Genomic DNA, 621 nt, shown 5'->3' with positions numbered 1-621 from the left:
GTGATGGTCCCCATCGTCTTCATGATCAACGGCTTCACCAAGGACGACTGGGAGGCCGCCTTCCTCCTCGGCATCGCCGTGGCCGTGGGTCTGACCCCCGAGATGCTGCCGATGGTCGTCTCCGCCAACCTGGCGCGGGGCGCGGTGGCCATGTCCAAGCGCAAGGTGGTCGTCAAGCGGCTCAACGCGATCCAGAACCTGGGCGCGATGGACGTGCTCTGCACGGACAAGACCGGCACCCTCACCGAGGACCGGATCGTCCTGGACCGCTACCTGGACGTGCACGGCGACGACGACAACGAGGTCCTGGAGTACGGCTACCTCAACTCGCACTTCCAGACCGGTCTGAAGAACCTGATGGACCAGGCGGTCATCGACCGCGTGGACGAGGCCGAGGAGGTTGTCGTCGATGCCCGGTTCTCGATGGTCGACGAGATCCCCTTCGACTTCGCCCGGCGCCGGATGTCCGTGGTCCTCAACCGCAACGGCATCGTGGGCGGCCCCGGCCGCCCCGAGCACGTCATGATCACCAAGGGCGCCGTGGAGGAAGTCCTCGGCCTGTGCACCCACATGACGGACCGCGGGCAGCGGGTCGAGCTCACCGAGCAGCTGCGGTGGCAC

Annotated in this window: 1 protein-coding gene; it reads left to right on the top strand. The window is 66.8% G+C overall.

Annotation, left to right across the window (positions count from 1 at the left end; genetic code table 11):
- Positions 1-621 (top strand): HAD-IC family P-type ATPase (locus tag G3I78_RS46845; protein WP_164436703.1); only part of this gene is annotated, 621 nt, incomplete at both ends.

The sequence above is a fragment of the Streptomyces sp. SID13726 genome, assembly GCF_010548375.1.
Lineage (GTDB): Bacteria > Actinomycetota > Actinomycetes > Streptomycetales > Streptomycetaceae > Streptomyces.
This window is presented reverse-complemented; position numbering and strand designations above follow the sequence as displayed.